This window comes from Halomonas sp. SH5A2 (assembly GCF_014263395.1).
Lineage (GTDB): Bacteria > Pseudomonadota > Gammaproteobacteria > Pseudomonadales > Halomonadaceae > Vreelandella.
In genome coordinates this window covers 2,441,123-2,464,247 of sequence record NZ_CP058321.1, presented here as the reverse complement: position 1 = coordinate 2,464,247, position 23,125 = coordinate 2,441,123, and the positions used below count along the sequence as shown (strand labels likewise).

General features: G+C 57.1%; 23 protein-coding genes and 1 pseudogene. 10 read left to right on the top strand and 14 right to left on the bottom strand.

The annotated features are described in order from the left end of the window. Positions 1 to 164 precede the first annotated feature (164 nt). A complete protein-coding gene (locus HXW73_RS11525; RefSeq protein ID WP_186253240.1) occupies positions 165 to 1,349 on the top strand; it encodes an NAD(P)/FAD-dependent oxidoreductase in 1,185 nt (394 codons plus the stop codon). A 23-nt stretch (positions 1,350 to 1,372) separates the two neighbouring features. Here the strand turns inward: HXW73_RS11525 and HXW73_RS11520 are convergent, their stop codons facing one another. From HXW73_RS11520 to HXW73_RS11505, 4 genes are all read right to left on the bottom strand, one after another. Beyond that, positions 1,373 to 1,693 carry a YqjK family protein gene (locus HXW73_RS11520; protein WP_186253239.1) on the bottom strand — a complete coding sequence of 107 codons (321 nt, stop codon included), beginning with the start codon at positions 1,691 to 1,693 and terminating at the stop codon, positions 1,373 to 1,375. After that, positions 1,668 to 2,069, bottom strand: coding sequence for a phage holin family protein (locus HXW73_RS11515; protein WP_186253238.1), 402 nt, complete (start codon positions 2,067 to 2,069; stop codon positions 1,668 to 1,670). Before HXW73_RS11515 ends, HXW73_RS11520 begins: the two co-directional genes overlap by 26 nt. Next, a complete protein-coding gene (locus tag HXW73_RS11510; protein ID WP_186253237.1) occupies positions 2,069 to 2,401 on the bottom strand; it encodes a DUF883 family protein in 333 nt (110 codons plus the stop codon). Before HXW73_RS11510 ends, HXW73_RS11515 begins: the two co-directional genes overlap by 1 nt. Before the next feature lie 71 nt (positions 2,402 to 2,472). Continuing rightward, entirely contained in the window at positions 2,473 to 3,510 is a 1,038-nt protein-coding gene (locus HXW73_RS11505) for a phospholipase A (protein ID WP_186253236.1), read from the bottom strand. Between the two features lie 200 nt (positions 3,511 to 3,710). Between HXW73_RS11505 and mscK the strand changes: the two genes are divergently transcribed. Then, complete coding sequence (gene mscK, locus HXW73_RS11500; protein WP_186256005.1) at positions 3,711 to 6,995, top strand: mechanosensitive channel MscK; 3,285 nt, start codon at positions 3,711 to 3,713, stop codon at positions 6,993 to 6,995. Here the strand turns inward: mscK and HXW73_RS11495 are convergent. The 3 genes and pseudogenes from HXW73_RS11495 to HXW73_RS17885 form a co-directional block, all read right to left on the bottom strand. Then, entirely contained in the window at positions 6,992 to 7,750 is a 759-nt protein-coding gene (locus tag HXW73_RS11495; protein WP_186253235.1) for a TlyA family RNA methyltransferase, read from the bottom strand. The genes mscK and HXW73_RS11495 overlap by 4 nt on opposite strands. Continuing rightward, positions 7,747 to 9,789 carry a hypothetical protein gene (locus HXW73_RS11490; RefSeq protein ID WP_186253234.1) on the bottom strand — a complete coding sequence of 681 codons (2,043 nt, stop codon included), beginning with the start codon at positions 9,787 to 9,789 and terminating at the stop codon, positions 7,747 to 7,749. The genes HXW73_RS11495 and HXW73_RS11490 overlap by 4 nt, the downstream gene beginning before the upstream one ends. Positions 9,790 to 9,819: 30 nt before the next feature. Next, positions 9,820 to 9,945, bottom strand: a pseudogene (locus tag HXW73_RS17885) (carboxylate--amine ligase); the annotation flags it as partial. A 292-nt stretch (positions 9,946 to 10,237) separates the two neighbouring features. On the opposite strand from HXW73_RS17885, the gene HXW73_RS11485 reads away from it, so the two are divergent. The 3 genes from HXW73_RS11485 to HXW73_RS11475 are packed head-to-tail and all read left to right on the top strand — an operon-like array spanning position 10,238 to position 11,906. After that, complete coding sequence (locus HXW73_RS11485; protein WP_066322166.1) at positions 10,238 to 10,564, top strand: DUF1820 family protein; 327 nt, start codon at positions 10,238 to 10,240, stop codon at positions 10,562 to 10,564. Between the two features lie 49 nt (positions 10,565 to 10,613). After that, positions 10,614 to 11,249, top strand: a complete 636-nt coding sequence (locus tag HXW73_RS11480) for a TIGR04211 family SH3 domain-containing protein (RefSeq protein ID WP_186253233.1) — start codon at positions 10,614 to 10,616, stop codon at positions 11,247 to 11,249. A 21-nt stretch (positions 11,250 to 11,270) separates the two neighbouring features. Then, the gene (locus HXW73_RS11475) at positions 11,271 to 11,906 is read left to right on the top strand and encodes a thiopurine S-methyltransferase (RefSeq protein ID WP_186253232.1); all 636 of its coding nucleotides are present in this window, start codon (positions 11,271 to 11,273) and stop codon (positions 11,904 to 11,906) included. A 31-nt stretch (positions 11,907 to 11,937) separates the two neighbouring features. On the opposite strand, the gene HXW73_RS11470 is transcribed toward HXW73_RS11475, so the two are convergent. After that, positions 11,938 to 12,531, bottom strand: coding sequence for a YajG family lipoprotein (locus HXW73_RS11470; protein WP_186256004.1), 594 nt, complete (start codon positions 12,529 to 12,531; stop codon positions 11,938 to 11,940). A gap of 174 nt (positions 12,532 to 12,705) precedes the next feature. On the opposite strand from HXW73_RS11470, the gene HXW73_RS11465 reads away from it, so the two are divergent. Beyond that, on the top strand, positions 12,706 to 13,323 hold the full coding sequence (locus HXW73_RS11465) for an alpha-ketoglutarate-dependent dioxygenase AlkB family protein (RefSeq protein WP_186253231.1): 618 nt from the start codon (positions 12,706 to 12,708) through the stop codon (positions 13,321 to 13,323). 69 nt (positions 13,324 to 13,392) lie between these two features. On the opposite strand, the gene HXW73_RS11460 is transcribed toward HXW73_RS11465, so the two are convergent. From HXW73_RS11460 to cysP, 4 genes are read right to left on the bottom strand one after another with little or no spacing between them, the layout of a single operon-like run. Next, positions 13,393 to 14,487 carry a sulfate/molybdate ABC transporter ATP-binding protein gene (locus HXW73_RS11460; RefSeq protein WP_186253230.1) on the bottom strand — a complete coding sequence of 365 codons (1,095 nt, stop codon included), beginning with the start codon at positions 14,485 to 14,487 and terminating at the stop codon, positions 13,393 to 13,395. Then, positions 14,484 to 15,311, bottom strand: a complete 828-nt coding sequence (gene cysW / locus HXW73_RS11455) for a sulfate ABC transporter permease subunit CysW (protein ID WP_186253229.1) — start codon at positions 15,309 to 15,311, stop codon at positions 14,484 to 14,486. The genes HXW73_RS11460 and cysW overlap by 4 nt, the downstream gene beginning before the upstream one ends. Continuing rightward, the gene (gene cysT, locus HXW73_RS11450) at positions 15,311 to 16,165 is read right to left on the bottom strand and encodes a sulfate ABC transporter permease subunit CysT (RefSeq protein ID WP_186253228.1); all 855 of its coding nucleotides are present in this window, start codon (positions 16,163 to 16,165) and stop codon (positions 15,311 to 15,313) included. The genes cysW and cysT overlap by 1 nt, the downstream gene beginning before the upstream one ends. 23 nt (positions 16,166 to 16,188) lie before the next feature. Further along, a complete protein-coding gene (cysP, locus tag HXW73_RS11445) occupies positions 16,189 to 17,196 on the bottom strand; it encodes a thiosulfate ABC transporter substrate-binding protein CysP (protein WP_186253227.1) in 1,008 nt (335 codons plus the stop codon). Between the two features lie 230 nt (positions 17,197 to 17,426). Here cysP and rpe point away from each other — a divergent pair, with 230 nt between their 5' ends. Continuing rightward, positions 17,427 to 18,122 carry a ribulose-phosphate 3-epimerase gene (gene rpe / locus HXW73_RS11440; RefSeq protein WP_186253226.1) on the top strand — a complete coding sequence of 232 codons (696 nt, stop codon included), beginning with the start codon at positions 17,427 to 17,429 and terminating at the stop codon, positions 18,120 to 18,122. A 9-nt stretch (positions 18,123 to 18,131) separates the two neighbouring features. Here the strand turns inward: rpe and HXW73_RS11435 are convergent, their stop codons facing one another. After that, positions 18,132 to 19,430, bottom strand: coding sequence for an NAD(P)/FAD-dependent oxidoreductase (locus HXW73_RS11435; protein WP_186253225.1), 1,299 nt, complete (start codon positions 19,428 to 19,430; stop codon positions 18,132 to 18,134). A gap of 149 nt (positions 19,431 to 19,579) precedes the next feature. Here HXW73_RS11435 and HXW73_RS11430 point away from each other — a divergent pair, with 149 nt between their 5' ends. After that, positions 19,580 to 20,248 (top strand): phosphoglycolate phosphatase, encoded by a 669-nt coding sequence (locus HXW73_RS11430; RefSeq protein ID WP_186253224.1) that lies wholly within the window; start codon positions 19,580 to 19,582, stop codon positions 20,246 to 20,248. 19 nt (positions 20,249 to 20,267) lie between these two features. Here HXW73_RS11430 and HXW73_RS11425 read toward each other — a convergent pair whose 3' ends face one another. After that, a complete protein-coding gene (locus HXW73_RS11425; protein ID WP_186253223.1) occupies positions 20,268 to 21,185 on the bottom strand; it encodes a metal ABC transporter substrate-binding protein in 918 nt (305 codons plus the stop codon). A 269-nt stretch (positions 21,186 to 21,454) separates the two neighbouring features. Here HXW73_RS11425 and HXW73_RS11420 point away from each other — a divergent pair, with 269 nt between their 5' ends. Next, on the top strand, positions 21,455 to 22,060 hold the full coding sequence (locus HXW73_RS11420) for an anthranilate synthase component II (RefSeq protein ID WP_240538616.1): 606 nt from the start codon (positions 21,455 to 21,457) through the stop codon (positions 22,058 to 22,060). Between the two features lie 35 nt (positions 22,061 to 22,095). Next, positions 22,096 to 23,115 (top strand): anthranilate phosphoribosyltransferase, encoded by a 1,020-nt coding sequence (gene trpD, locus HXW73_RS11415; protein ID WP_186253222.1) that lies wholly within the window; start codon positions 22,096 to 22,098, stop codon positions 23,113 to 23,115. The last annotated feature ends 10 nt before the right edge of the window (positions 23,116 to 23,125 follow it).

Sequence of the window (23,125 nt, the reverse complement as noted above, 5' to 3'; positions counted from 1 at the left end):
AACCGCGCGGGCAATAGCCTGTCGTCAAGCAGCGGTTAATTTTATCGATGTCGATAGGTGGCTAGCTTTATACAAAAGCTATATTTATTATTTGAATGATACAATAAAAATACCCTTAGAGGCTGTTAAAATGCCGCCTTTTGCCAAGCCTGGAGCGCTAACGAATGACCTATGATGTCGTGATCATTGGGGCTGGCGCGGCAGGCCTGATGTGTGCCGCCCAAGCGGGCTATGCCGGAAAGCGTGTGTTGGCTATTGATCATGCTAAAAAAGCTGGCAAAAAAATCCTCATGTCAGGCGGGGGGCGCTGCAACTTTACCAATCTTGGTACCACGCCACAGCACTTTTACTCGTCAAACCCATACTTTTGTATTTCGGCGTTAAAACGCTATCGGCCCGAGCACTTTGTCGAGCTGGTAGAGCGTCATGGGATTGACTACGTAGAAAAAACGCCCGGCCAGCTATTTTGTGCGACCTCGGCCAAGGAGATCGTCCGCATGCTGCTTACCGAGTGTGAGTGGGCGGGCGCTGACATACAACTCAATACACAAATTACCCGCGTCGAGGAGCAGGGCAGTGCCATGCGGCTAACGACCTCGATGGGTAAGATCGATGCGGGGGTTGTGGTCGTGGCAAGCGGTGGGCTGTCGATTCCGACCATGGGGGCGAGTGGCTTCGGTTACGACCTTGCCCGTCAGTTCGGTCTTGCCGTGCAGCCGACGACGCCGGGTCTTGTACCGTTTACCCTCAGCGATCAATGGAAAGCCAGGGCCAGCGATCTATCGGGCGTCAGCTTGCCAGTGACGGTGCGTGCTGGCTCGCAGCGTTTTAACGAACCCATGCTGTTTACCCATCGGGGATTATCCGGCCCCGGCATGCTGCAAGCGTCCAGCGTCTGGAAACCCGGCGAGGCAATTGAAATTGATTTATTGCCGCAGCAGGATGCCAGAGCGTTGCTGCACCATGCCCGCGAGCACACGCCTAAACGCCAGTTGGCCACGTGGCTGATGGATTACTTGCCCAAGCGGGTGGCGCAATCGCTTTGTGATTGGTATCCAGAAGGCCACGATAAGCAACCGCTGGCGCAATACAGCAATACACAGCTTGAGCATTGGGCGGCGCGGCTAAATCGTTGGCAGTTGAAACCTGCGGGGACTGAAGGGTGGCGAACGGCGGAGGTGACCATGGGCGGCGTGGATACCCAGGCAATTTCATCCAAGACCTTTGAGGTTAGCGGATTACCTCAGCTACGTTTCATTGGTGAAGTACTGGATGTGACCGGTGAGCTTGGGGGGTATAACTTCCAGTGGGCCTGGGCCAGCGGGGTCGCCTGCGGGCAGGCCTGCTGACCCAGGCAGTCAGTAGCGGGTACTTAAGTGGCCACTTTAGCAAGCAATTTGAGCTTGCGGAAAAGCATGTATCCCGCCAGAACTTTACGGCCACCTGCCAGCGCCCCTCGCGGATGGCGAGCCAAGCGTAAGGCAACGATACCGCCAACGACGTAAGCCGGTATTTTAAAGCGTTGCCAATTGGAATCGAGAGGAGAAGCCGCGCGCAACAGTTGATCACTGTCGACCAGAATGTCCACACGCTGCTGCTCCAATTCGGCTAACAGGCTCGCCTTGCGCTCCGCTCGGGAAGGCGGCTTGGTGTCGGCGCCTGGCGGCTTAGCGGGGGCGTTGGTCTGGCTCATTTTTTGCCTCCAGCAAGGCGCGGTCGGCGGCTAATTGGTTTAGCGTTTCTTTCAGCAAGGTGTGCTGTTTCGCTTGGCGAAGCGCAATCATGGCCAGTATAAAGCTGGCCATAATCAATACCAGGGCGCTTCCGCCAATAGCGGCAAGCCGGTAGGTATCCCAGAACAGTACTACGACCAGTGCGACCAGCGTGGCGACGCCGAGCAGCAGCAAAAGCAGACTGGCGCCAGCTAACAGCAGCAGCACAAGCAGTCGTGAGCGTTCTTCTTCCAGCTCTACCACCGCCAAACGCAAACGCGTTTCACCGTTGGCGATCAGCGAGTTGAGTAAGCGTTTAGCGGCTGAAAAAACGCGTTGGGTAGGCCCCAAAGCCATTAGCGACGACCGATAAGCATACCGATGATAACGCCAGCCGCTGCACCGATCCCGATGCTGGTCCAGGGATTTTCGTGGACATAGCGGTCGCAGGCATCAGCCTGGTGCGTCAGGGAATCGCGGGTGTCTTCATAAATACGCTCGCCACGCGCTTCGAGGCGCTGGCGGGTATCCTTGAGACGCTGTTCGGCACGTGTGCGCAGGTCACGCATTTCGCCGCTGGCATCTTTTGAGGTGGCATTGACCAGTTCTTCGACGGTCTCGCTCAGATGGCGCAGATCTTCTTTTAGTTGATCGGCCTGAGCAGTGCTTTCGTTTTGACGTTTAGCCATGATGTCTTCCTTTGACGGTTAATGAATAGCTATCAGCATAGCAGTCGCATAGTCACTGACAAGTGAATTGCCTATCGGTTCAGGCCGCTGGCGCTGAACAACGGGTTTAAACTGAACCCGATGCTCAAGCGATGGACACGGTGATCATAGTCGATCAGGCTCTCGCCGTAACCATAGTAGTACTGTACATGGGCACGTAGCGAGTTGAAGGCCGGCCAGCTGTAGTCGATTTGCGTCCCCATGTTGCCAGCGCTTGGGTTGCCGCGCAGCTGGCCACTAACCTCGTGGTTGTCATCGAGTCGCTTGGCGACACGGATGTCGCCGTAGCCCATAAAGCGTTCAATATCCGGGTTGTCGTCATCTTCTTCGGATTCGGGAACCCGCCAGTGGGGCGCAAAGGTGACAGCCCAGTCGCCACTTTGAAAGATACTTTCGAGATAGACACGGTTCCAGCTGCGCGAGAACGGATCCGAACGGCCGTTGGACTGATGATTGATGGCCACACGGTTGCGTGTATTGACCCATCCCAACGCTTCCCATGGCGTATCAATATCGATAAACACTTCGGGCTCGTAGTTGGTCTCGCGGAACGGCGACGAATCATCGGTATTGTAGGCTTGCCACCAGCTGCGTTGGGTATAGCCAAAATACACGTCACCGTAGTCACCCCATAGCACATCCTCTGCCAGATTGACCTTGGCACTGAACTGGAATTTCAGCTCGTTGCTGTCAGACTGAGAATCGGAGGATGTGTTGCTGGCGTTGATCTGGTTCTGTTTGTCGTTGTAGCTGATAGGTAAAAGGTAGTTGGTTCGGTGTGTGGTAATCGAAAATGGATTACGACTGGATTCCTGTTCCAACTGGCGTCGCTCGTTCAGATCCTCGATCGCGACCGCCTCAGGTGGCTGAATGACGCTCTCACCAACTTCACCATTTTCTTCAAGCGCTTCGGCTTGCTCCAACTGCTGGTGAAGCTGAGAGAGTTCGTTATTCAGCTCGCTAATACGCGCCTCGATATCCTCGCGGGTATTAGCCTGAGTGAGTGCGCTGACGGCAGTCAGGCCGCATAGCACAATGAAACGCGTTAAACGTCGGTGTCTAATGACCATCGATAACTCACATGAATAGGGTGGGGCACATTCCTGTGCCTTAGCTGTTCTATCACGCTGACGGCGTAAGTCAACTGTTATGATTGCGCAGTGGCTGCCAACCCCCGACAATAGCCAAGCTCAATATTGAAGCGTCAGCGAGGCATAGCGCTGTGGTGAAATTCGCCTTCCCTTTGGCAATGAAAGGGTTAGTGGTCCTGATGCTACTGTTGTGTAGCGTAGCCTTGAAGGCAGCAACGTTGGACGATGTGCCCGACGAAGCCTCGCTTCAGGAACGGCTTGCTCAGCTTGAGTCTCAAGAAACCTTAAACGCTCAGCAGGTGCTGGATCAACAAGCGTTGACCGCCGCACTGGAGGCTTACGAGCGACTGGATGCTATTGAACAGCAACTTGATGAATTAGAGGAGCGGATCAGCCAGGCACCCGATGCGCTGATTGCCGTTGAGCGTGAGCTCGCGGAGGCTGAAGATGGCGATGACATGCCATCAATTGATGAGCTCAGCAACTTACCCTTGGCCGCACTGGAATCCGAGCAGGCAGAGGCGCTGACCCAACTCCAACAGCTTCAGAGCCAGCTTGCGGAAGTCAATTCGCAATTTCTGACTGCTCAAACGTTGCCCGAACGCGCCCAGCAATCCATGGCCGTCACGCTTGAGCGAATGGAATCGCTGCGCCGTGACGCCGCTGAACGTGAAGCGCTGCTGGGGGATCGTCAGCTGTCCGCCCTGAATGATGCCCGCATGATTCAATTGCGCCTTGAGCGAACCGTCGCCGACCGCGAAGTGGCGCTTTATCAGCGCCAATTGAGCGCCAATGGCCGGTTGCGCGATCTCGCCCAGCAGCGCCGCGACCTGTTAATGCTGCAAATTGATCAACAGGAGCAGCGGCTTAATTTGCTGCAAAACGTTATAGACCGGGAACGACGGCTGGCATCGGAACAGGCGATTGCTGATGCCGCCCAGAGAGATCCCTTGGTTGCCGCTGGACATCCTGTCGTAGTGCAGGCCCAGCAGCGCAACCAATCGCTTAGTCTGGCGTTATTGCAGGCTGGCGAGCGCGATAACAGCCTGGTGCGCGACAACATCGATGCCCAGCGCCAGCTAGAGCACGTGCGCCAGCTACAGCGCAGCTTGAATGAGCAGATAGAGGCCATTCGTGGCAGCCAGTTGCTGTCACGGATACTACGTGAACAGCGTCAGTCACTGCCTAACGTCCAACCCCGCCGCGATTTGCAGGATGAAATAGCCGACTTGCGTCTCAAGCAGTTTGACCTGGTTCGCCAGCGCGACCAGCTACGCCAGGCTGAGCAGTTGGCCAGGCAACGCCTCAAGGATGCCAATGTCGAGCCGACCCCCGCACTGATCAATACGCTCTCAAGGCTCTACCAGTCGCGTCGCGAACTGGTCGATGAGCTTGAAGCCGTCTATGGCCGGTTGTTAAGCGCTGCCGTCGAGCTACAACTTAATCAACAGCAATTGCTGGCCACCACTCAAGCATTGCGCAGTACCATTGATGAGCAGTTGTTCTGGGTGGCCAACAGCCGACCGTTGGACGTTAACTGGCTCCGGCAGTTACCTCAAAATCTACGCATAGAGTGGCAGGAAGGCGAGTGGCGCGCTGCTTTGCCGAATCGCTGGCCGTCACTGGATTGGGAAATGTTAAGTGGCGTTCCCTTTTTTGCCATCGGACTTTTGCTGTCCGTTCTACGTCGCCGGATCAAAGAGCGCCTGGCGACGCTCCATGGTCAGATCGGACGCCTAAAAAGCGACACTCAACTGCACACGCCCAGGGCCGTTTTTCTGAACGCCTTGCTGGCGGTACCGGGGCCGTTGGCGCTGGCGGGAATGGGGGTGGCCCTGGGTGCAACCGAGAGCCTGCTGGCGTCGAATCTGGCCCCTGCCCTGGTGCAGTTGGCGTTGAGCTGGGCATTCGTTGCCTGGGCTCGACGGCTGCTGGTGGCTGATGGCGTGGCTGAGCAACACTTTACCTGGTCGCCTGCTTATAACGCCCGGCTGCGGCGGTTACTGGCCGGGCTTGGGGTGGCGCTGGTGCCGGTGATTGCCATTTCGACACTGGCCGACAGTCTGCAGACGCCGCTCGCCCAGCGGCCGGTTGCCATGGGGTTATTAACCTTGGGGTTGCTGTCGATGAGCGTATGTTTGGCCCGGCTGATTCTCGCCCACGTGCCTATTTTTGGCGTACGACTTTTCCGCCTGCTGCTCGGTTTGGCCATGTCGGCAGTGCCTATCGTCTTGCTGGGGCTGGTGGTGTGGGGATATGAATACACGGCGTTGAGGCTGGTGGCGCGCTTTGTTGCCACGCTCTACCTGCTGGGCCTGTGGGTGGTGGTAGAAGCCACGGTGGTGCGTAGTTTGGCCGTGGCGGCAAGGCGCTTGGCTTACCGGCGTGCGTTGGCAAGGCGACGCGCCCATGTTCAGGAAGGTGCCGAAGGAGGCTTGGAAGTCGTAGAAGAGCCGCCGCTGGACATGGAGCAGATCAATACCCAGTCGCTGCGCCTTTCCAAACTGATTTTGCTGATTGCCTTCAGTGGCTTGCTGTATCTGGTATGGGCAGATCTGCTTGCGGTGATGAGCTATCTGGAGCAAGTGTCGCTATGGGAGAACACCGACGGCGAATTGGTCGACAGTGCATTGTCGATTTCCGATCTGTTTGGTGCGCTGCTGGTGGTCGCATTGACGTTTATCCTGGCGCGCAATTTACCAGGGCTGCTGGAAGTCATGGTGCTTTCCCGCCTGACGTTAAAGCAGGGCAGTGCCTATGCGATCAGTTCCTTGTTGTCCTACACCATTGTCGGTACCGGTATCGTGTCGGCCTTGGGCACGTTAGGCGTGTCCTGGGACAAACTACAATGGCTGGTAGCGGCCTTGAGTGTGGGGCTGGGGTTTGGCCTGCAGGAGATTTTTGCCAATTTTATCTCCGGTCTGATTATCCTGTTCGAACGCCCCATCCGGATTGGCGACACCATTACCCTGGGCAACTTGCACGGCACGGTGAGCCGAATCCGAATACGTGCGACGACCGTGACCGATTTTGATCGTAAAGAAATCATCATTCCCAATAAAACCTTCGTGACCGATCAATTGATCAACTGGTCGCTCTCCGACAACGTTACCCGCGTGGTGCTGACCTATGGCGTGGCCCACGGCTCGGATCTAGCGACAGTACACCGCTTGTTACGGCAAGCGGCGGATGAAAACGCCCGTGTGCTTACCGATCCCGAGCCGCAGGTATTTTGTATGAGCTATGGGCCGCATAGCCTCAACTTCGAACTGCGTATTTTCGTCAACGATCTGATGGATCGACTGTTTGCCGCCGATGAGGTCAACTGCCGGGTGGATGCGCTATTCCGCGAAGCGGACGTGCGCGTTGCCTTTGAGCAAATGGATGTCTGGCTGCACCGGGCGTCGGGGGAGTCGGTAAAAGTAGAATCACTTAAGCCGCCCCCGGGTCCGTCTACCGACTAGTAGGCTTTTTGCGCATACAGTAGAAACTCGCGGTTACCGTCTCCGCCGGTGATTGGGCTGATTTGCCAGTGTTGGACGGTGAATCCCAGTGACTGACATGCTCCCCGCAAGCGTTCCTCAACCTGTTGATAATACGCGGTCTCACGCACCACGCCGCGTTTGTCCAGTGCTTTCGACGTCAGCTCAAACTGGGGTTTTACCAAGGAGATAAGCCGCCCATGCCGGGGCAGTAAGGCGGCTATTTCAGGCAGGATCAAGGTTTGCGAGATAAACGATACGTCCATGACCGCTAAGTCGACGGGGTGCTCGGCGAGCGCCTTTTGCAGGGCCTTTTCCTCGCGCATGGCGCGGGCATTGATGCCTTCCAGGCAGATGACTCGTGGGTCGTTTCTAAGGCGCGCATCTAACTGGTCATGGCCCACTTCGACACCAATCACGTGACGCGCTCCAGCTTGCAAAGCGCAGTCGCTGAACCCTCCGGTTGACTGGCCAACGTCGAGAACACCAAGTCCATCGAGTCGGAGTTCAAGTGCGTCAAGCATGGCTTCCAGCTTGAGGCCGGCGCGTGATACGAAGCGCTCCTCAGGGTCCGGGGCAACGCACAGACGGGTGTCTTCGGGCCACTTTTCGCTGGGTTTGGTCAGTGCCTGCGTCGTCTCGTTGAGAGAAACACGGCCGTTGCGGATAAGGCGCTGCGCGCGGGTGCGCGAGCTCGTCAGCCCCTGGCTGACGAGCAGTTGGTCAAGTCGCATCATGGGTCGTTGGGCGGGGTTTGATGAGGACCTTCGTTGGCTTGCAACTCTGAGGCGGGTAGCCGTTCGGCGCCCCAACTTTGCTCCAGGTAACGTTTTACCGTATCGAGTTCGTCTTCGGTGACCGTTGCCAGTTCACCACGCTCAAGCGGGTCGAAGTGATAAATATACAGCCGCGAAACAAATTGCGAAAACGGCAGCGACGCTTCGCCGAAGCGTTCGCCGTGGCCCGCAGTGCTGACTTTTACGCCATTGCCCCAATCCTGACCGCTGTCGTTATTGGGATTGTAAAAATAAATGCGCATTACGTCGTTAGGGTCGAGCGAGGCGCGCAGGATGGTAATGGCGTGCCAGCCAATAAAACGGGCGGCGCTGTCGGTGACGGCGATGCCAGCAGGCTGCGGGTGGATCAGCGGCTGGTTGCCATTGTAGTAAGGGTGGTAGCAGGCGTAGAAATGACGAATAAAATCATTCACGTCGGTTAACTTGCCGGTAGCCACATCGACATTGATACGAAAGCCACGGCCTGACCACCAGCCGTGAAATTCCGGATTCACCCAGCGGTGGGGGTCGCCTTCACGGCTAACGCAGCGTCGACCCATTTCGGCATAGATACGGTCCAGGTGGGGCACCACAATCAATGAAACGGGATCAAGGTCCATGGGCAGCTCGGTGGCCACGCCCGATAGGCTCGCCATTGACGAGATGGCCTGTCCTTCGAAGTGCATAATGATTTCATCATCCCGTGCGGCCCAAGCGACCATTTGCAATAAATAGTCTGGGTCATTGTAAGCCCACATCGACAACGCCCGGGCCGACTGACAAGTGGGGTTATTGCCCTGGCCAACACCTAACGGCAAGCCCAGCATGCACAGTACACCTTCCAGCAGGCGAGCCCTTGGCGACGCTACCTCTCCATAGGCAATATTCAGCCGTGCCTGGGACCATTCGGAAAGCGGCAGGTTGAGCTGGCGCCACATGGCTGGTGCCACCGGGGGCTGGTAAAGGATCCCTCGCTCGAGCATCAGGGCCAGACCATAGACTGCCTGTGCCGTGGCTGGGTAAACGCTGCCGCGAATCAGCGCATGGACCAGCTCGCGGTAACACAGCAGGCAATCACGGCCAGTTGACGAGAGCCCGAAGGCTTCAGACACCAGATGATCACCCTCTTCGAGCAAGTGACGCAGCAGGACCGCGTGGTAGGGTGATACAAGCCCGGTGTCATGCATGGCGCGGGCGAACCCGGTGGCCTCAGCCTGTAGAGCTGATTGGTCCATGCCATCCAGCCGCTCGCGATAGATATCAATACCTGGGTCTTCGCGACACGCCTGGGTGGGCCCGAATAACGAGCTTACCAGCCTGTCGGCACCCTGGCCGCTAGATCCCAAGTCGATCTCGGGGTTTGCCTGGCACAGGGAGATTTGGGTAATCATCTGTTTGATGGAATCGACCTGAATGGGGCGCTGCTTGAGAATACGCCAGATTTCATCAATTAACTGGTCGATGATGTGTTCGTAACCAATCCGCTCAGCTAAATACTGGAAGAGGTGGCGTGGAATGACCGCCAGGCGGCCCTGCTGTTCGCGTTCAGCTTCGCTGGGCGCGGTAAACAGTAGCCATAGATTGATGGCGATGACCTGGGTCAGGTAATGATGGGAAAACTCTTCCGATACCAGTGGGTGCGCATAACCACCTGTTGCCACAGCAAGCAAACGAATCTCGCTGAGTGTCTCGATGACCACGACGTTAGGATCGGTGCTTTTGAGCGCAAACGTGGTCAGGGTTGGCACCAGATACTGAGGGGTTTCCCAGTCGGAACCCAAGAAGACCCCCGCCGCTTCATAAGCTTGCGCACGGTTCTCGAGTGCTTGGGCGCCGCCGTCCAGCATTAAAAGTTGGTGTGCTGTATCCAAGACGCGCGGAAGCTTGGCAGGTTTCAAGAGCGGAGATGCCTGCGAAAGCAGGTTCACGGCGTCGTCAAATTGGGTCAGCAGCCCGTTTAACTTATCGTCTTGCGTTGCTGGCTGTTGATCGGTGGTCACGATGACTCCTTGTCCCGGGTAAGCGGGGGATTATACATAGAAGTCGAGATCTTCTTGATGTTTTAGTAGATCGCGAAGCGTATGTGCATCCTTACCCTTAAAGTAGACCAGTCACCAATGGCTACCAAATGCGGTAAGTTGGGTGACGGTTTCTTCGGCCATTTCCATCGAGCGGTCATCCGCTCGATGGAATTTCCTGAGGACACACAGGATGAGTGGCACTGAGGCGCCAGCCAGGAAGAGCGATACAACGCTTATTTGGACCCTTTCGCATAGGTAAATCCTTCGGATCGAGGGAGAAGACAAATCCAATCCGATTTCAATACCATACACACAAGCGGTGGTCTCGGCCATGTGGCGGTTGTCCGAACAGCAAACGCTTGCACGTCGGAATATGTTAAGCTGTGCCGTTAAATAAACGTTCCAGCGGCAAGAGGAAAAGGCCAAGATGGCGGCCAAGCCAATTTACCGAGTGGTGGTACACCAACAGGGTGAAATTTGGGATTTATACGTGCGCGAGATATTCCAAAGCGAACTCTGGGGCTTTATTGAAGTCGAGGAGTTTGTCTTTGAAGATGCCTCAAGGGTGGTAATTGACCCAGCGAGCGAAAAATTGCAGCGCACCTTCGAAGGCGTCAAGCGAAGCTACCTCCCGCTCAACGCGATCGTGCGCATTGATGAAGTGGAGCGCGAGGGACCTTTGAAAGCCGTTAAAAGCGACGCGCAGGTGGCGGAGTTTCCTCGTCCGTTTTCACTCCCACCGCGCGGAGATTAGACACGTTAGCGCTGTCCAGCGGGCAGTGGCTTAATCAGGACATTACGTCATGCAGATAGCTCAATTTTGTCATCGTTACCGGGCGGTTGCCGCCGGTGTATTAGTCAGTGTGTGGTGTGCCAATGGCGTTGCCCAATCGGATAACAGCGCCTGGGTAACCGACGAACTTTCAACCTACGTGCGCAGTGGCCCTACTGATGGCTACCGCATCGTGGGGACGCTCAGCGCCGGCGAGCAGGTTGAAGTGCTTGAAACCAGCGGCGACTATACCCGCGTGCGCGGCGATGGCGGCGATACCGTATGGATTTTGAGCGATGAGCTCCAGCAAACGCCCAGTGCCACCGAGCAGTTGCCCGAGCTGGAAGCGCAGGTGGAATCGCTGACAGACGAGTTAGACGGTATCAACGACGAGTGGGAGCAGCGCGTGGCAACCATGCGCGAATCGCTGGAAGCTCGTCAGCAACGTATTGACGAGCTGGAAACCCGTAACGATCAGTTGAGCAGTAACGTCGATGAGTCGAGCGAGCAGGTGCGCGCTCTGCAAGCACGGCTTGATACCCAGGAAGAAGACCTGCTGATGCGCTACTTCATGTACGGTGGGGGCGTAGCCGGTGCGGGCTTGGTTGTTGGACTTATCGTGCCTCACCTGCCGCGTCGGCGTAAAAAACGCGATCGCTGGTTTTAACTGGCGTATGAGCAACCAAAAATGACTGATCTCTGGCGAGCTCGGTGGCAGGAGGGGCGTATTGGCTTTCATTTGCCCCAACCACACCCAGCGCTGACTCATTACTGGCCATCGCTAGGCGTGCCTGTCCGCGCCAAGGTGCTTGTCCCTTTGTGCGGTAAAACGCTGGATATGCGTTGGCTTGCTGAAGCGGGGCATCCAGTGCTTGGTGTTGAGCTGGCGCCCGAGGCAATCGAGCAGTTTCTCGCTCAGTCGCCGACCCCGGTATCGCGTTATCAGCAGGCGGGTTTCAATATCAGCCGCCAAGGTAATATTGAGTTGTGGTGCGGCGATTTTTTTCACTTGCACATCCAGCAGGCAAGCGAAATCGGCGCGTTTTACGACCGCGCCGCGCTGATCGCCCTGCCCGAAGCGACGCGCCAGCGTTATGCGTTTCATCTTGCCCAACTGACGCCGCCGGGGGCCAAGGGGCTGCTGGTGAGTGTGGCCCACGAGGGAGAGGGCGGCGGCCCTCCCTATAGCGTCCCGAATCAGGAAGTCGAAACGCTGTTGACGCCCAACTTCCGGGTGTCGCTGTTGGAAGAGACCGAGCCGGATGAGCGCGGGTTAACGGAAACCGTTTGGCATTTAGTGCGTCGTGGGCCGTTGGAGCCATAAACATCTGACGCACTAAATATCGGTTAAGGGGTTAGCGGGCCAGCAATTGGCCGAGGTCTTGATCACTGAAGGCGCGATTCAGCGCATCGCTTAGTAGATCGTTGACCATGCGCGTGTTGGTATCCTTGTCGGGCTTGACCGCGTATTCCTGATTGCGCCGGGATGTGTAGGTACCTGTATAGGTGGTGCCGTCATTACGCGCGATGGCGCGCAGCACGCCCTCAATCCGAGCCTCGTCGATCAATGGCTGGTCGCTGTTGCCCTGTGCGTAGGTAAGGCTTGCCAACTCCAGCGTCAGGCTGGGGCGTCCGTCGGCGGTTTGCCGGGTGGGCGTGAAGCCCATGTCGGCGACTGCTCGCTCGGCTTCCTGCTGCAAGCGCGGAATGATTTCATGACTGTTGACGGTGATTTGCGCGGTGGACATGCCGCCGCCGGCACGGTTGCCAATCACCTCGCTGTCACGGCCATCCTGCGCCAGAACAGTTACTTCCTGCCCTTGACCGACAGAGGGGACGTTGGCGGTACGTTCGGGGGAAAGCTGCAGGTAGTGGGGACTTGCACAGCCTGCAAGCCACACCGTGGCCAGCAAAGTGGCAGATAAAGAGAGCAAATGACGCCGTAGCATGGGGTTCTCCGCTGTCGTTGAAACTGTCATCAAAACGCCAGTATAACGCTGGTAGTGCGTCAGCGGTATGACCAGGCGATGCGGGTTTGCAAAGTTGTTTTTAACTGCTGGCTGTGAGCCACTCTTTGCAGCGCAAAGCGGGCTTCGCTCCGTGGACACCAACCAGGCATTGTGATGGCGTATACCGATCTATTCGAAAACGATGAGATGAAGTTGATTAACCTGCTGCCGCATGACGGGGAAGCCTATTACCACGGACAAATTCTGGACGTTGGTACAGCTGATCGTTACCTGGCGCAATGCATCAGTCAGCTAAGCTGGGCGCATGATCGTGCGTTCATGTTTGGCAAAGAGATCGTGACCCAGAGGAAAATGGCCTGGTACGCGGATGAGCCCGTCTCCTATACGTACTCTGGATATACCAAGACGGCATTGGTGTGGCCTGATTTTTTGTGCGAGATTAAACAGCAAGTGGAGAGCAGCAGCGGTGATACCTTCAATTCGTGCCTGTGTAATTTTTACAGCTCAGGCGATGAAGGCATGGGGTGGCACAGCGATGGCGAAAAAGAGCTGGTGGAAGACGGGGTGATCGGGTCGTTGACGCTAGGCAGCGCGAGAAAATTTTCCTTCAAACATAAAGTCACCGGCGAGCGGTTGTCACTGAGTCTTGAGCACGGCAGCTTGTTGATAATGAAAGGCAGTACTCAGAAAAACTGGCTACATAGCCTGCCCAAAACCAAGAAAGTATCTGATCCACGGGTTAATTTGACCTTCAGGCAGATGCGTTTCTGAGGCCTGGGTTTAGCAACATAGCCCTATTATCGACGTCGGCTGCCGGCAGCCGACGTACTATTCGACGTACTATGCGACGTGGGTTTGCGCCATTGCGTTTTCAGTCGCTTCGGGGAAGCGTCGCCAATGGCGCGGGTGGGCGTAAAGCCGTTTGCCGCGGCGCAATGTCAGGTTTTCAAAGTCGGTGTGGCGGACCGTTGCCAGCCAGGGCTTTGCCAGCCAGTCGGCTTCCAGCTCCACGCGGACTTCAGCGCCCACGGGGGAAATCGCGGTGATCGTCACTGGCAGGTGGCTTTCCGGGGTAGGCTGCTCGGCCAGGCGGATTTCATGGGGCCGCAGCAACAATTCTGCGTCGCCGTCCGGTAAATCCACCGCCAGGTGCGCGTCGCCGCAGGTGAGCGTGCCGTTGTGTACCTTGCCTTCCAGGTAATTGACGTCGCCGAGAAACTCAAACACAAAGCGGTTTTTGGGCGCCCGGTAGAGGGTTTCCGGCGTGTCGATCTGCTCGATACGCCCATTGCTCATTACGACGACGCGGTCCGAGAGCTCAAGGGCTTCTTCCTGGTCGTGGGTAACAAACACGCTGGTGAAGTTGAACTCTTCGTGCAGATGACGCAGCCAGCGGCGCAGTTCCTGGCGCACTTTGGCATCAAGCGCGCCAAACGGCTCGTCGAGCAGCAGCACATCTGGCTCGACGGCCAGCGCACGGGCCAGTGACACGCGCTGTTGCTGGCCACCTGAGAGCTGCGCCGGGTAGCGGTCGGCAAAGGCTTCGAGTTTGACCATTTCAAGCAGACGATACACCCGGGCGCGAATGTCCTGGGCCGAGGGACGCTTGGCACGCGGCATGACGGTCAAGCCAAACGCGACGTTGTCGTAGACGCTCATATGGCGGAACAAGGCGTAATGCTGAAATACGAAGCCAATCCGCCGGTCGCGGACATGCACCTGGGTGACATCGCGCTCGCCGAATAAAATCTTGCCCGGAGTGGGCGTTTGGTCGGCGTTTTCGAGCCCGGCAATGATGCGTAGCAGGGTGGTTTTACCCGAGCCGGAGGGACCCAGCAGGCCAACCAGCTCGCCTTCCTGGATATCCAGGTTGATCGGTTCCAGCGCTTGAGTCGTCCCAAAATGCTTGGCGATATTGTGTAAGCGAATGCTCATGCAAATGCCTCCCGGCGCGACGCGCGCCATTCCAGCCCCGCCTTGGCGGCGAGCGTCAGTAGGGCAATCAATGCGAGTAGGGCAGCGCAGGCAAAGGCCCCTACGGCGTTGTAATCTTGATAAAGCTGCTCAAGGTGCAGGGGCAGCGTGTTGGTTTGGCCACGAATCGCCCCCGATACCACTGATACAGCGCCAAACTCACCCACCGCGCGGGCGTTGGTGAGAATAATGCCGTAAAGCAGTGCCCAGCGGATATTGGGCAGGGTGACACGCCGAAACGTCGTCCATCCCGACGCGCCGAGCGTCACGGCGGCCTCTTCTTCACGCGAGCCCTGGGCCTGCATCAAGGGGATCAGTTCCCGGGCAACGAAGGGGCAGGTGACAAATATGGTCACCATCAAAATCCCCGGCCAGGCGAACATCAGTTGAATATCGTAGCTATCCAGCCAGCCACCGATCCAGCCGTTGCGCCCGTAGAGCAGCAGGTAGATAAGCCCTGCGACAACGGGAGATACCGCGAAGGGAATATCAATCAGCGTTTGTAGCAGCCGCCTGCCAGGAAAGCTGAAGCGCGTTACCAGCCAGGCCAGCGCAACCCCGAACACCAGACAAACCGGAATCGTCAGTAGGGCAATACCCAGCGTCAGGCCGATGGCGTGCAGGGTGTAAAAGTCACTGACGTTTGACCAGAACACGCTAACACCCTGCGAGAAAGCCTGAGCGAAAATGGCGACCAACGGCAGCAGTAGAAAAAGCCCCGAAAGGCCCACCGCCGCTGCAATCAGCAGGCGGCGGATAAGGGGGGCATCACCGATCCGACGCATTACCCTTTACCTCCATGCAAGCGGCGAATAAACCGCCCCTGCCAGACATTGATCGCAAGCAACAGGGTGAGCGAGACAAACAGCACCACCGAGGCGATTGCAGAGGCCCCGGCGTAGTCGTACTCCTGCAGCTTGACGAAGATCATCAACGCGGTGATCTCGGTTTCATAAGGCATATTGCCAGCGATGAAGATAATGGCCCCGAACTCGCCGAGTGAGCGCACAAATGCAAGCCCCGTGCCGGTCACCAGCGCGGGCCATAGGTGTGGCATGATGACTCGACGAAACGCGACACCGTCAGTCGCGCCCAGTGACATCGCCGCCTCATCGACTTCAGCGGGCATGTCTTCCAGTACGGGCTGTACGGTGCGAACCACAAACGGGATGCTGGTGAACGCCATGGCCAGAGCAATACCGACCCAGGTGTAGGCAACCTGAAAGCCCATTGACTCCAGCCAACCGCCCATCCAGCCGCTGCTCGCGTAAAGCGTTGCCAAGGTAATACCGGCCACTGCTGTGGGTAATGCGAAGGGCAAATCCATCAGCGCGTCGAGCAGCCGCTTGCCGGTGAAGTCATAACGGACCAACACCCAGGCCAGCAGCAGGCCAAAAACGGCATTGACCAATGCCGCGACGGCGGCCGCTCCGATGGTGACCATATAACTGGCGACGACGCGACCTTCGGTAATGATCGCCCAGTATTCGGCGAGACTAAGTCCGGCGAGTTGGCCGAAGAGCCCGGTAATGGGCAGCAGCAGTACCAGCGAGATAAACAGTACGCTGATACCCATGGAAAGGCCAAAACCCGGCAGCACGCGCGCGCTGCCGGAGTGTCGAAGGGCGAAGTGGCTCATAGCTCAGTCCGGCGAATTAACGATTAACGGCGCTGAAGCTGGTCAAGCATGCCGCCGCCTTCGAAGTGCGTTTCCATCGCTTCTGGCCAGCTACCGAAAACGTCTTCAACTTTCAGCAGGTCGGTTTCGGGGAACTGATCAGCAAATTCCTCGACGACGGCTTCATGGTGAACACGGTAGTTAAAGCCAGCCAGCAGCCGCTGGGTGTCCTCACGGTAGAGGTATTCCAGGTAGCTTTGCGCCAAGTCGCTGTTACCGTTGCGCTCAGCGTTTTCGCCAACGACGGCAACCGGGAACTCCGCAAGGATGCTGGTGGGCGGTACGATCACTTCGTAATCATCGCTGCCATATTCCTTGCGAATGTTATTCACCTCGGACTCGAAGCTGATCAGCACATCGCCAATCTCACGTTCGATAAAGCTAGTGGTGGCACCACGGCCGCCAGTGTCGAACACCTCGACGTTAGCCAGGAAGGTGCGCATGAAGTCCTGAATTTGCTCTTCGTCGCCGTCAAACTGATCGTCGGCAAAGCCCCACGCGGCCAAGTAGGTATAGCGGCCGTTGCCCGACGTTTTCGGGTTGGGGAAAACGATCTCGACGTCTTCGTTAACCAGATCGTCCCAGTTTTCGATGTCCTTGGGGTTATCCTTGCGCACCAAAAACGCCGTGGTTGAGTAATAGGGCGAGGCGTTGTTATCCAGCGCCTGCTGCCAGTCTTCGTCAACCAGGCCCGCTTCAGCGAGGACGTTAACGTCGGTTACCTGGTTAAACGTCACGACATCAGCACGCAGCCCCTGCATGATGGCGCGTGCCTGGGCAGATGAACCGCCGTGGGATTGACTGACCGCGATTTCCTCGTCGTGTTCTTCTTCCCACCAGGCTTCAAACTTGGGGTTGATCTCGGCAAACAGCTCCCTGGCAATATCGTAGGAGGAGTTCAGCAGCTCGCGCTCCTGGGCAACGGCCGGGGTTGAAAGCGTGGCGCCGATGGCCAGCGCCAAGACGCTACGACGGAAAAGGACAAATGACATCATAAGCTCCTTAATAACTAAGCCAGTGTTGGCAATTTGGTATTGATAAGATAGTTAGCAAGCTTAAACCTGTGATTGTGGAATTACAATTCAGTTTTATATTCTTTTTTAGAATATGAGTTGAAGAGAAGGTCTGACACCCCCGTCCTGGGACGCTTCTGGTAACATGCAGCCTCTTGAACGCGGTAATGGCCGTTGTTTACTCACTTTGGCAAAGCAGGAATGTTGATATGACCGCTGTGCGTGATTGTTTAATTGCCCCCTCGATTCTTTCCGCCAACTTTGCCCGCCTTGGCGAAGAGGTGGACAACGTGCTCGCGTCGGGGGCGGATATCGTCCACTTCGATGTCATGGATAACCACTACGTGCCCAATCTCACCATTGGCCCGATGGTGTGTAAGGCATTACGCCAACACGGCGTGACAGCGCCCATTGATGTGCATCTGATGGTCAAGCCGGTGGACCGCATGATCGGTGATTTTATCGAGGCGGGGGCCAGCTATGTCACCTTTCATCCGGAAGCCTCCGAGCACATTGACCGTTCGCTGCAGCTGATACGCGACAGCGGCTGCAAAGCCGGGCTGGTGTTCAACCCCGCAACGCCGCTGTCCTATCTCGATTACGTGATGGATAAGATCGATATGGTGCTACTGATGAGCGTCAACCCCGGTTTTGGCGGGCAGTCGTTCATTCCCGGTACGTTGGATAAGCTGCGCGATGCGCGCGCGCGGATTGATGCATCAGGGCGCGCGATTCGCCTGGAGGTCGACGGTGGCGTCAAGGCTGACAATATCGCCGACATCGCCGCTGCCGGGGCGGATACCTTTGTCGCCGGGTCGGCGATCTTTAATGCACATAAGCAAAGTGATCCCCACGGCTATGATTCCGTGATCCGGCAGTTGCGCGAAGCGATTTCAGGCACTTGATACCAGTACTTAATGCAGCTTCATGCGCGGTTTTAGGTAGCGATTGAGCTTATCGACCAGCCAGGCGAGACCGGTCTTGGGCGCGCCATGAATCGATAGCTGGTGCATCCGGTAGAGCGACGCGTAGGCACGGCGTGCCAGCCAGCCTTCCAGGAATAGCCCGCGTGATGCAGAGCTGCGCATCAGGCTGCCGACGGCATCGTAACGGGCAAGCGATACCAGCGAGCCGCGATCCCGATAGCGAAACTCGTTGAGCGGCTTGCCTTCCAACTGGTTGATCAGGTTCTTGGCCAAGTGCTTGGCCTGTTGGTGAGCGGCTTGGGCACGCGGTGGTACGGCGCTGTCATCCCCCTGGGGGCAGTCGGCGCAGTCGCCAAGGGCAAAAATTGCCGGATCATCGACGCTTTGCAGTGTTTTAGCCACCTTGATCTGATTTTTTTTATTGGTCGAAAGCCCCTGCTCTGCGAGAAACGGCGGTGCCTTAATGCCCGCCGCCCAGACGTTGAGGTCGGTCTTGATCACGTCGCCATCGCCAGTGACAAGACAGTTAGCCTGTGCCTCCTTGACCGCGGTATCCACATGGATTGTCACGCCCATTTTCTCCAGGTCTTGCTGGACGGTTTGACTGATGCGCTCGGAGAGCCCGGGAAGTAGGCGAGGGGCTGCTTCTAGCAGGTGGACGCTGATCTGCTGATGGTCGATGGCGGTCACCCCGTAGGCGTTGAGCATTCTTGAGGCGTCAAACAGTTCGGCGGCCAATTCCACCCCGGTGGCGCCACCGCCCACGATGCCGATTGTCAGTTGGGTGTGCTGGCGCAGCGACGGGTCGGTGTAGCGCAGGAAGGTATTGATCATATCGCGCTGAAACGCCTTGGCTTGCTGGGGCGAATCGATAAAATGGCAGTGCTCGGCAACCCCGGGGGTGCCAAAGTCGTTGGATACGCTGCCAAGCGCCATGATCAGGTAGTCGTAGCCAAGTTGCCTCGCTGGCAGAACCTCTTCGCCTTCTTCATCCACAATAGGCGCTAGATGCAGTTGCTTGGCCTGGCGATCAATGCCGGATAGCGAGCCACGCTGGTAGCGGTAATGGTGCGCCGATGAATGACCGCGGTAATCCACCTCATCCATGCTGGAGTTCAGCACCCCGGTGGCTAATTCGTGCAATAGCGGTTTCCAGACGTGGGTCGTATTACGATCCAGCAGGACGACATTGGCGCGTTCAGACTTGCCAAGCTTATGTCCCAGTTGAGTCGCCAGCGCCAGGCCGCCAGCGCCGCCGCCAACGATCACAATGGTGGGAAGGCTCATGTCTTACTCCTTGACTAAATGATACTCAGCATAGAGGTTTCTCGCGGTAGTGACGAATGTAAGCCGCGGTTCATATAGCAAAGCCGATTCTCAGGGGCCGCCTCTGAAGCGAGCTTTAGGTGACGTTTTTACGCAAAAAGGATGGCCACTTGCACCCACTTCTTCACGGCAAGCGTCTGATTGCCTTTGACCTCGATGGCACGCTCATCGATTCGGTTCCCGATCTAACGGTCGCGGTTGCCCATGCGCTGGCCGACCAGAGATTGACAATGCCAACGGCAGATAAAGTTCGCGACTGGGTGGGAAACGGCGCGGCCGTGCTGGTTGAGCGCGCATTAACCTGGGCGCTGGGCACACCACCTGATGCCACGCTTTTTGATCGAGCTTACGCAGGGTTTTTACACCATTACGCGGAGGCCCCTAATCAGCTGACCGTCTTATACCCCGGCGCTGAGCAGGCACTGACGACGCTTCGCGAAGCAGGCTATATTCTGGTGCTGATCACCAATAAGCCAGAGCGCTTTATTGCGCCTATTTTAGACCACTTCAACCTGAACGCCTGCTTTGCCCTGTGCTTGGGCGGTGATTCGCTGGCTGAGAAGAAGCCTTCCCCGTTGCCGCTGTTGTACGCCGCAAAAGCCTACGGTGTGGCGCCCACAGAGTGCCTCATGGTGGGCGATTCACGCCACGATATCGCAGCGGGTAAAGCCGCCGGTTTTACAACCCTGGCGTTGCCCTATGGCTATAATCACGGTGAACCGATCAGCCACAGCGGCCCTGATGCAGTACTGACGTCACTCGCCGAGCTGATTGCCTGATGAGCATCTGCCAAACGGCTTAGTCTTCTTCTCTGGCACCGCCCAGGGTGGCGTGCAGTTGTTCGGCATTGTGGCGCAGCATATCGGCATAGCTGGATGCTGGGCCGTCACCGCCGCTGAGAGCGTCCACGTAGAGCGGCCCTGCTAGTGGAAGGTCGACGTAACGCGCCTGGGCGTCCATGTGAATCTTCGGCGTGGTGCTCTCAAAAAACAGGCCGGGCGGTCGCTTCTCGGCCAGCTTTGCCTGCAGGCGGGCCATTGCGGCCGGAGTCCCCATGGTTTCATGGTTAACGCCCCATAAGGCGTCGTAATCGAACTTGTAGGCGTCAGCGAAGTAGGCAAGGCCTGCTTCACTGGTTACCAGCGTTCGGTTGGTCTGGGGAATACCGCCCAGGCGTTCTTCAATCTCGGCATTCAGTTCATTCAGTGTCTGCTTGAGATCAGCGGCGCGTTGATCGAACGCCTCGGCGTGGTCCGGTGCATGTTTTGCCAGGGTATCGGCGATCACGTCCACATAAGCGGCAGCGCCTTCGGGGGCCATCCACATGTGCGGGTTTGCGTAGCCTTGATAATGGCCAGAGGTAAGCGGCAGCGCGGGGTAGTCTGCATTCTCGGCCAAGGCCACCATGGGCAGATCATTTTCCACAATGGCTTTTACGTCGCGCAGCCAGGGTTCTAATTCCAGGCCGTTGTAAAACACGATATCGGTTTCTTCCAGTGCCAGCACATTGGGTGGGGTAAGCTCCCAGCGGTGGACGTCTTCGTCGGCTGGAACGATCACATCCACGCTTACAGCGTCGCCCGCCACGCGCTTGACCAGATCAGCGATCACCGAAAATGACACCACCACCCGAAGCGAGGTTTGCGCCGTTGCCGAGGGGCTGGCGATCATCAATGCCAGCAAGAGCAGCCCCCATTTCATGACGTTGTTACGCATCCCACGCTCCTGACTCTCTTGAAAAGCGACTGATAATAAAGATTGTTATGCCGCGATACTAGCTCCCGTTAGCTGGGAGGCGTACCGCAAACGCTAGGTTATCACTATGCTGGCAACACATATTTTAACAGCATAGCGTGTTCCCGTGGGTGGCCCGGCGTCAACGTCTCCTCGTCGCCTTCTTAACCCCTGCAACGACGCACCGGGTTGGGGTATCATCGTGGTAAAGCAGTTGTTGATGATCGTTTTACCTAAAGGGGCGATAGCCAATGGTAAAGGTGGAGGTCGCCAAGCGCGTCCTTATGCTGGACAATTACGATAGCTTCACGTTTAACATCGTCCAGTACCTGGTTGAGCTAGGCGCTGAGGTCGTGACTCATCGTAATGACGAGATCACCATCGAGCAGATGGCTGCACTCGCGCCGACCCATTTGGTCATATCGCCAGGCCCCTGTACGCCCAACGAGGCGGGGATTTCCCTGACGGCCATTGAGCATTTTGCTGGCACACTGCCGGTATTGGGAGTGTGTCTGGGGCATCAAGCTATTGGCCAGGTCTACGGCGGCCATGTGGTGCGCGCCCCAGAGGTCATGCATGGTAAAACCTCGGCGGTGGAGCATGATAATCATGGGGTGTTTTCCGGCTTGGATAATCCGCTGGAAGTGACCCGTTACCATTCTTTAGTGGTAGATAAACAACGCTTGCCCGACTGCCTGGAGATAACCGCCTTGACCGCTGATGACGATGTTACGCCAGGGGTTATCATGGGCTTGCGTCACCGGGAACTCGATGTTGAAGGCGTTCAGTTTCATCCTGAATCCATCCTTACCCGTCAAGGCCATGCGCTACTGGCCAACTTTTTACAACGCGGCTAATCGCCGGTTATACAGCTTTAGGGGCTTTCCTGTTCATGCAAATGCGAGACGCAATTAACGCGGTGATGCGCCGCGAAGACCTCTCTTTCGAAGCCATGCACGCGCTGATGCGCCAGATCATGACCGGTGAAGCGTCTGATGCCCAGATTGGCGGTTTGCTGGTGGGGCTTGCCATGAAAGGCGAGAGCGCTGTCGAAATTAGCGCTGCCGCCCAGGTGATGCGCGACTTGATGAAGCGGGTTGAGCTGGATGCCGATAATATCGTGGATATCGTCGGTACAGGCGGTGATGGCGCCAACCTGTTTAACGTGTCCACCGCCGCCAGCTTTGTCGCGGCCGCCGCTGGCGCTCACGTGGCCAAGCACGGCAACCGCAGCGTGTCATCGTCGTCTGGCAGTGCCGATCTCTTCGACGTGGCGGACATTTATCTCGATCTAAAGCCTGAGCAGGTTGCCCGCTGTATCGAGCAAGTAGGTGTTGGGTTCATGTTTGCCCCCAACCACCACCCGGCGATGCGCCATGCCATCGGCCCGCGGCGTGAAATGGGTGTGCGCACGCTGTTTAATATCCTGGGTCCGCTGACCAACCCGGCCAGTGCGCCCAATCAGGTGTTGGGCGTCTATGCGCCGTCGCTGGTGCCGCTGATGGCGGAAGTGCTGAAGAAACTCGGCAGCCGCCACGTGCTGGTGGTGCATTCCGAAGACGGCCTGGATGAAATTTCGCTGGCCGCCCCGACCCAGGTGGCGGAGCTTAAAGACGGCGAGATTACCCAATACACCATTGCCCCGGAAGAATTGGGCATAGAGCGCCAGAGCCTCGCCACGCTGAAAGCCACCAGTGCGGAAGACAGCCTGCGGCTAGTGAAGGCAGCGCTGAGCGGCGAGGGTGCAGCGGCGGATATGGTCGCGCTGAATGCGGGCGCGGCGCTGTATTGCGCGGGCGTGGCGGATAGCTTGAAAGAGGGCGTGATGTTGGCCCAGGATGCCCAGGCCTCCAAATTACCGCTTGAAAAGCTTAAAGAGCTTTCGCACTTTACCAGCGTTTTCAAGCCGTAGGCGCTTAAAC

Bases quoted from the DNA above. Each gene is read 5' to 3' on its own strand.
- HXW73_RS11475 (WP_186253232.1), top strand. From the start codon at position 11,271: ATGACTGATCTCTGGCGAGCTCGGTGGCAGGAGGGGCGTATTGGCTTT.
- cysP (WP_186253227.1), bottom strand. From the start codon at position 17,196: ATGTCATTTGTCCTTTTCCGTCGTAGCGTCTTGGCGCTGGCCATCGGC.
- HXW73_RS11520 (WP_186253239.1), bottom strand. From the start codon at position 1,693: ATGAGCCAGACCAACGCCCCCGCTAAGCCGCCAGGCGCCGACACCAAG.
- HXW73_RS11495 (WP_186253235.1), bottom strand. From the start codon at position 7,750: ATGATGCGACTTGACCAACTGCTCGTCAGCCAGGGGCTGACGAGCTCG.
- HXW73_RS11460 (WP_186253230.1), bottom strand. From the start codon at position 14,487: ATGAGCATTCGCTTACACAATATCGCCAAGCATTTTGGGACGACTCAA.
- HXW73_RS11510 (WP_186253237.1), bottom strand. From the start codon at position 2,401: ATGGCTAAACGTCAAAACGAAAGCACTGCTCAGGCCGATCAACTAAAA.
- HXW73_RS11465 (WP_186253231.1), top strand. From the start codon at position 12,706: ATGGCGTATACCGATCTATTCGAAAACGATGAGATGAAGTTGATTAAC.
- HXW73_RS11480 (WP_186253233.1), top strand. From the start codon at position 10,614: ATGCAGATAGCTCAATTTTGTCATCGTTACCGGGCGGTTGCCGCCGGT.
- cysT (WP_186253228.1), bottom strand. From the start codon at position 16,165: ATGAGCCACTTCGCCCTTCGACACTCCGGCAGCGCGCGCGTGCTGCCG.
- HXW73_RS11525 (WP_186253240.1), top strand. From the start codon at position 165: ATGACCTATGATGTCGTGATCATTGGGGCTGGCGCGGCAGGCCTGATG.
- HXW73_RS11515 (WP_186253238.1), bottom strand. From the start codon at position 2,069: ATGGCTTTGGGGCCTACCCAACGCGTTTTTTCAGCCGCTAAACGCTTA.
- HXW73_RS11435 (WP_186253225.1), bottom strand. From the start codon at position 19,430: ATGAGCCTTCCCACCATTGTGATCGTTGGCGGCGGCGCTGGCGGCCTG.
- HXW73_RS11425 (WP_186253223.1), bottom strand. From the start codon at position 21,185: ATGCGTAACAACGTCATGAAATGGGGGCTGCTCTTGCTGGCATTGATG.
- HXW73_RS11505 (WP_186253236.1), bottom strand. From the start codon at position 3,510: ATGGTCATTAGACACCGACGTTTAACGCGTTTCATTGTGCTATGCGGC.
- rpe (WP_186253226.1), top strand. From the start codon at position 17,427: ATGACCGCTGTGCGTGATTGTTTAATTGCCCCCTCGATTCTTTCCGCC.
- trpD (WP_186253222.1), top strand. From the start codon at position 22,096: ATGCAAATGCGAGACGCAATTAACGCGGTGATGCGCCGCGAAGACCTC.
- HXW73_RS11470 (WP_186256004.1), bottom strand. From the start codon at position 12,531: ATGCTACGGCGTCATTTGCTCTCTTTATCTGCCACTTTGCTGGCCACG.
- cysW (WP_186253229.1), bottom strand. From the start codon at position 15,311: ATGCGTCGGATCGGTGATGCCCCCCTTATCCGCCGCCTGCTGATTGCA.
- HXW73_RS11420 (WP_240538616.1), top strand. From the start codon at position 21,455: ATGGTAAAGGTGGAGGTCGCCAAGCGCGTCCTTATGCTGGACAATTAC.
- mscK (WP_186256005.1), top strand. From the start codon at position 3,711: ATGCTACTGTTGTGTAGCGTAGCCTTGAAGGCAGCAACGTTGGACGAT.
- HXW73_RS11485 (WP_066322166.1), top strand. From the start codon at position 10,238: ATGGCGGCCAAGCCAATTTACCGAGTGGTGGTACACCAACAGGGTGAA.